General features: G+C 32.2%; 8 protein-coding genes. All 8 read right to left on the reverse strand.

Annotated features, from left to right (window positions below):
* On the reverse strand, positions 1-454 hold a 454-nt coding region (locus A9G09_RS13190; RefSeq protein WP_065633245.1), incomplete at its 3' end, for a hypothetical protein.
* Positions 455-595: 141 nt separating this feature from the next.
* Positions 596-1,192 carry a hypothetical protein gene (locus A9G09_RS13195; RefSeq protein ID WP_218056793.1) on the reverse strand — a complete coding sequence of 199 codons (597 nt, stop codon included), beginning with the start codon at positions 1,190-1,192 and terminating at the stop codon, positions 596-598.
* A gap of 173 nt (positions 1,193-1,365) precedes the next feature.
* On the reverse strand, positions 1,366-1,809 hold the full coding sequence (locus A9G09_RS13200; RefSeq protein ID WP_065633246.1) for a hypothetical protein: 444 nt from the start codon (positions 1,807-1,809) through the stop codon (positions 1,366-1,368).
* A gap of 174 nt (positions 1,810-1,983) precedes the next feature.
* Positions 1,984-2,445, reverse strand: a complete 462-nt coding sequence (locus A9G09_RS13205) for a hypothetical protein (protein ID WP_065633247.1) — start codon at positions 2,443-2,445, stop codon at positions 1,984-1,986.
* A 135-nt stretch (positions 2,446-2,580) separates the two neighbouring features.
* On the reverse strand, positions 2,581-3,177 hold the full coding sequence (locus A9G09_RS13210) for a hypothetical protein (protein ID WP_065633248.1): 597 nt from the start codon (positions 3,175-3,177) through the stop codon (positions 2,581-2,583).
* 86 nt (positions 3,178-3,263) lie between these two features.
* Entirely contained in the window at positions 3,264-3,860 is a 597-nt protein-coding gene (locus tag A9G09_RS13215) for a hypothetical protein (protein WP_065633249.1), read from the reverse strand.
* 173 nt (positions 3,861-4,033) lie between these two features.
* Entirely contained in the window at positions 4,034-4,477 is a 444-nt protein-coding gene (locus A9G09_RS13220; RefSeq protein ID WP_065633250.1) for a hypothetical protein, read from the reverse strand.
* 296 nt (positions 4,478-4,773) lie between these two features.
* Positions 4,774-5,247 (reverse strand): hypothetical protein, encoded by a 474-nt coding sequence (locus tag A9G09_RS13225; RefSeq protein WP_065633251.1) that lies wholly within the window; start codon positions 5,245-5,247, stop codon positions 4,774-4,776.
* Positions 5,248-5,439: the final 192 nt, after the last annotated feature.

Raw genomic sequence — 5,439 nt, forward strand, 5'->3', positions numbered from 1 at the left:
CATCTATATCTTTTTCATCTACATCTTTTAACCATTTTTGATATTTTTCTGGGTCTTTGGCTATCAATGTTTTTAATTTTTCAAACACTTCGTTTATCCCTGAAGGATCCACTTTATATTTATTAAATACAAAAATAATTCCCTCTTCTATGGTATCAAGCATATAAAACATTTGTTGTGTGTAGCAATTAAACGTTTTATAAGGTATAAAAATTGTGAAATAAACCACTTTATTTTTTGACGATGTTGTAGGACCGTAGACTAAATTTTTGTGTTCTTGTGTAGCAGATATGGTAAATACTAATTCATAATCTGTTGTTTTAAACAATTTGTCATAATGTGGTAGAGTTTTGTTTAATTTATTGAGATTTGTTCTCCACGGATTTAAAACTGTATTAGTAATTTCATAATAAATGCCAACTTCAGCCCACAAGAATAAAAAATCAATCTTCATTTACATCGTCCTTTCGATTTATCACTGTTTTGATTGCAAACTGGAATTTTTCCTGTTTTTGTATAACAGCACCAACAATATTAGTTCCATGATCAGATCTTTCCGGCATGCTATTCTGTTTTCAATAGAATACGTATCTTGCTATTTAACCTTGACTTTCTCTACACATACTCCAACTAATTTGATAGTTTTCAGCCTTTCATAAATACTTTCATATAAAAGTAAACCAAACTCCGTACAGCATATTGGATACTTAGGATATTCGCTTTCAAGTAAAAACCACGGCGCATGTTCTCTTCTTGAGTGAAAATGACATTCAGGGCAGACAAAAAGACGCTCATTTTCAGGAATAGGTTGTCCATCAAAAATATATGGTTTTTCACCTCTCAGTACAATGTAATCATATTTACTAATAAAAGTTATAAATGGCTGTTTATGCTTTTCACTTTCCACTTTATTATAAATAAAACCTATATTTAAATGTTTTTCAGCCTCCTCACCCAGCAAATTCAATAAGCGCAGCGACATGCTATCAGGTATCTGAAGATGATCTATCACGGCCATATCTAGGTTTTTCCTGATTTTCCCATCCGTAACCACATCCATGCCACCGTGAGGTAGTTTTAGTCTATTGCAATAATGACAAAATTGCTCTCTGTTTTTATGCTCCCATTCAGGATCGAGATCGACAGTGCCCATTCCTGAATAATACAGGTGATAAAGTGGTTCACGCATCATGGATATTCCTTATATCTATCATTTTTTATATTCTCTAAAACAGCACTTTCAATATTCGTATTATTTTGTGCATTAGTTTTGTGTTTTTCGATAAGAACTTTTATCAAATGGTTGACTACATTTGCAATCTATCTAAGGCAATAACGCCTTAAGCACTATTAGTTTTTAAGTTATCAGTCCTCGAGATCTTTTAGCCATTTTTGATATCTTTCTGGATCTTTGGCTATCAGTGTTTTTAATTTTTCAAACACTTCATTTATCCCTGAAGGATCCACTTTATATTTATTAAATACAAAAATAATTCCCTCTGCTATGGTATCAAGAATATAGAACATTTGTTGCGTATAGCAACTAAACGTTTTATAAGGTATAAAAATTGTGAAAAGCACCTCTTTTCGTTTTGACGAGGCTAACGGGCCATAAACTAAATTTTTGTTTTCTTGCGTGGCAGAGATAGTAAAGAATAAATCATAATCTGTTGTTTTAAACAATTTGTCATAATGTGGAAGCGTTTTGTTTAATTTATTGAGATTTGTTCTCAATGGCTTTAAAACCGTATTAGTAATATCATAGTTAGCTTCTACTTCAGCGTATAATTGTGGAAAATAAATCTTCATTTACATCGTCCTTTCGATTTATCACTGTTTTGATTCTAAGCGCTATTTTCCATTTAAACAACAATATATATTCAACACAATTTAATTTTTTCAATGCAGATTTCGATTAAACAGCTGGTGGCATTTATCTGCTAAGTAAGGTAAATAATGGCTTAAGTTTTATTCACTCTTGTGTCACCATTCATCTATATCTTTTTCATCTACATCTTTTAACCATTTTTGATATTTTTCTGGGTCTTTGGCTATCAATGTTTTTAATTTTTCAAACACTTCGTTTATCCCTGAAAGATCCTCTTTATATTTATTAAATACAAAAATAATTCCCTCTTCTATGGTATCAAGCATATAAAACATTTGTTGTGTGTAGCAATTAAACGTTTTATAAGGTATAAAAATTGAGAAATTAACCACTTTTCGTTTTGACGAGGCTAACGGGCCGTAAACTAAATCTTTGTTTTCTAGTGTGGCAGAGATAGTAAAGAATAAATCATAATCTGTTGTTTTAAATAATTTGTCATAATGTGGAAGCGTTTTGTTTAATTTATTGAGATTTTCTATCAACGGATTAAAAACCGTATTTGTAATTTCATAATAAACGCCAACTTCAGCCCACAAAAATGGAAAATTAATTTTCATTACATCGTCCTTTCGATTTATCACTGTTTTGATTGCCAACTGGAATTTTTCCTGTTTTTGTATAATGCTCATCAATTTACAGTGTCTCTACTGGTTTTGTTGTTGGAAAGCGTTTTCAACAGAATCAGTATCTTTCTATTTAACCTTGACTTTCTCTACACATACCCCAACTAATTTGATATTTTTCAGCCTTTCATAAATACTTTCATATAAAAGTAAACCAAATGTCGTACAGCATATTGGGTATTTTGGATATTCGTGCTCAAGTAAAAACCTCGGCGCTCTTTCTCTTCTTGAGTGGAAATGACATTCAGGGCAGACAAAAAGACGATCATTCTCTGGAACAGGCTGTCCATCAAAAATATTTGGCGTTTCACCTCTTAGAACAATGTAATCATATTTACTGATAAAAGTTACAAATGGCTGTTTATGTTTTTCACTTTCCACTTTATTATAAATAGAACCTATATTTAAATGTTTCTCAGCCTCCTCACCCAGCAAATTCAATAAGCGCAACGACATACTACTAGGTATCAGCAGATCACCTACCATGGCCATATCTAGGTTTTTCCTGATTTTCCCATCCGTAATCAAATCCATGCCACCGTGAGGTAATTTTAGTTTATGGCAATAATGACAAAATTGCTCTCTGTTTTTATGCTCCCATTCGGGATCAAGATCAACAGTGCCCATCCCTGAATAATACAGGTGATAAAGTGGTTCACGCTTCATGGATATTCCTTATATCTATCATTTTTTATATTCTCTAAAACAGCACCAACAAACCTGCTATTATGATTTCAAGAATACGTATCTTTCTATTTAACCTTGACTTTCTCTACACATACCCCAACTAATTTGATAGTTTTCAGCCTTTCATAAATACTCTCATATAAAAGTAAACCCATTTCCGTACAACATATTGGATACTTCGGATATTCGTGCTCAAGTAAAAACCACGGCGCTCTTTCTCTTCTTGAGTGAAAATGGCATTCAGGGCAGACAAAAAGACGATCATTCTCAGGAACAGGCTGTCCATCAAAAATATATGGTTTTTCACCTCTCAGTACAACGTAATCATATTTACTGATAAAAGTTACAAATGGCTGTTTATGCTTCTCACTTTCCACTTTATTATAAATAGAACCTATATTTAAATGTTTTTCAGCCTCTTCACCCAGCAAATTCAATAAGCGCAACGACATAATACTAGGTATCAGCAGACCACCTACATCGGGCATATCTAGGTTTTTCCTGATTTTCCCATCCGTAATCACATCCATGCCACCGTGAGGTAATTTTAGTAAATGGCAATAATGACAAAATTGCTCTCTGTTTTTATGCTCCCATTCGGGATCGAGATCGGTAGTGTCTATTCCTGAATAATACAGGTGATAAAGTGGTTCACGCTTCATGGATATTCCTTATATCTACTATTTTTTATATTCTCTAAAACAGCACTTTCAATATTCGTATTATTTTGTGCATTAGTTTTGTTTTTTTCGATAAAAACTTTTATCAAATGGTTGGCTACATTTGCAATTTATCTAAGGCAATAACGCCTTATGCACTATTAGTTTTTAAGTTATCAGTCGCCGAGATCTTCTAGCCATTTTTGATATCTTTCTGGATCCTTTGCAATCAATGTTTTTAATGTTTCAAACACATCTTTTATTCCTGAAAGCTCCACTTTATATTTATGAAATACAAAAATAATTCCCTCTGCGATGGTATCAAGCATATAAAACATTTGTTGCGTATAGCAACTAAACGTTTTGTAAGGTATAAAGATTGAAAAATGAACCACTTTTCGTTTTGACGAGGCTAACGGGCCATACACTAAATTTTTGTTTTCTTGCGTGGCAGAGATAGTAAAGAATAAATCATAATCTGTTGTTTTAAACAATTTGTCATAATGTGGAAGCGTTTTGTTTAATTTATTGAGATTTTCTACCAACGGATTTAAAACCGTATTTGTAATTTCATAATAAACACCGACTTCAGCCCACAAGAATAAAAAATCAATCTTCATTTACATCGTCCTTTCGATTTATCACTGTTTTGATTCTAAGCGCTATTTTCCATTTAAACAACAATATATATTCAACACAATTTAATTTTTTCAATGCAGATTTCGGTTAAACGGCTGGTGGCGGTTTATATGCTAAGTAAGGTAAATAATGCCTTAAGTTTTATTCATTCTTGTGTCACACTATCTAATTGCTGTTTGGCATAACTCACTACATCCTCAATACTCGATCGGTCTAAACTCGCTATCCAGTAGGTTGATATGGCATGGTATTGTGGGCTACCCAGTAAGCTTGTCGTTTATTCTAAAATGAGATTTTTTAATTTATTCGATATCATTGTAGGTGGTAAATTGCTATTTTGATAAATGATAGTAGTGCCGCTATTAAATTCTATTTCAATTTGTTCAATATCCGTTTCTTGTTTTATTGTATATTCTGGTAACAGCAAGATCGTATTAGATTGTAATAGATCATTAAATGTTGTTTTCATTATCCCATGATAATCACTTAAATTGATATAGTTTATATAATTGATGTTTTTGGACAATTTATTATCGATTGTTTCATACCCATTTCGCTGTTTTTTGGGAATGCATATTTCTATATTAAAAAGATTTAAAGTTGCCGTATACAAAAAAGCTGATTTCATCACACTTAATTGACAATCATTAACAAAATGTCCCTTTTCTGGAGTTGAAAAACACGCTAAAAAACCACCTTTTTTATAACATCTACGATATCTAAATCTACCATACTCATATTTGACATCCATTTTTTAGCGTAAACCCATCGGGTATCCTACAAAACCTCAACACGGTGTGATACATGTAATTTTTGCCGTTCAACCGATGCCGTATAGTGTTACTCGTTAAATCGGTCAATATTAAGATCACAGCACAGATAAAATAAAGTCTACCACTCAATACCTTTAGTCACTATTGATATATATATTTAATCCATCATT

The organism is Gilliamella sp. wkB292, from assembly GCF_001690235.1.
In the GTDB taxonomy this organism is placed as follows: Bacteria; Pseudomonadota; Gammaproteobacteria; order Enterobacterales; family Orbaceae; genus Gilliamella; species Gilliamella apicola_F.

Bases quoted from the DNA above. Each gene is read 5' to 3' on its own strand.
- A9G09_RS13195 (WP_218056793.1), bottom strand. From the start codon at position 1,192: ATGATGCGTGAACCACTTTATCACCTGTATTATTCAGGAATGGGCACT.
- A9G09_RS13200 (WP_065633246.1), bottom strand. From the start codon at position 1,809: ATGAAGATTTATTTTCCACAATTATACGCTGAAGTAGAAGCTAACTAT.
- A9G09_RS13205 (WP_065633247.1), bottom strand. From the start codon at position 2,445: ATGAAAATTAATTTTCCATTTTTGTGGGCTGAAGTTGGCGTTTATTAT.
- A9G09_RS13210 (WP_065633248.1), bottom strand. From the start codon at position 3,177: ATGAAGCGTGAACCACTTTATCACCTGTATTATTCAGGGATGGGCACT.
- A9G09_RS13215 (WP_065633249.1), bottom strand. From the start codon at position 3,860: ATGAAGCGTGAACCACTTTATCACCTGTATTATTCAGGAATAGACACT.
- A9G09_RS13220 (WP_065633250.1), bottom strand. From the start codon at position 4,477: ATGAAGATTGATTTTTTATTCTTGTGGGCTGAAGTCGGTGTTTATTAT.
- A9G09_RS13225 (WP_065633251.1), bottom strand. From the start codon at position 5,247: ATGGATGTCAAATATGAGTATGGTAGATTTAGATATCGTAGATGTTAT.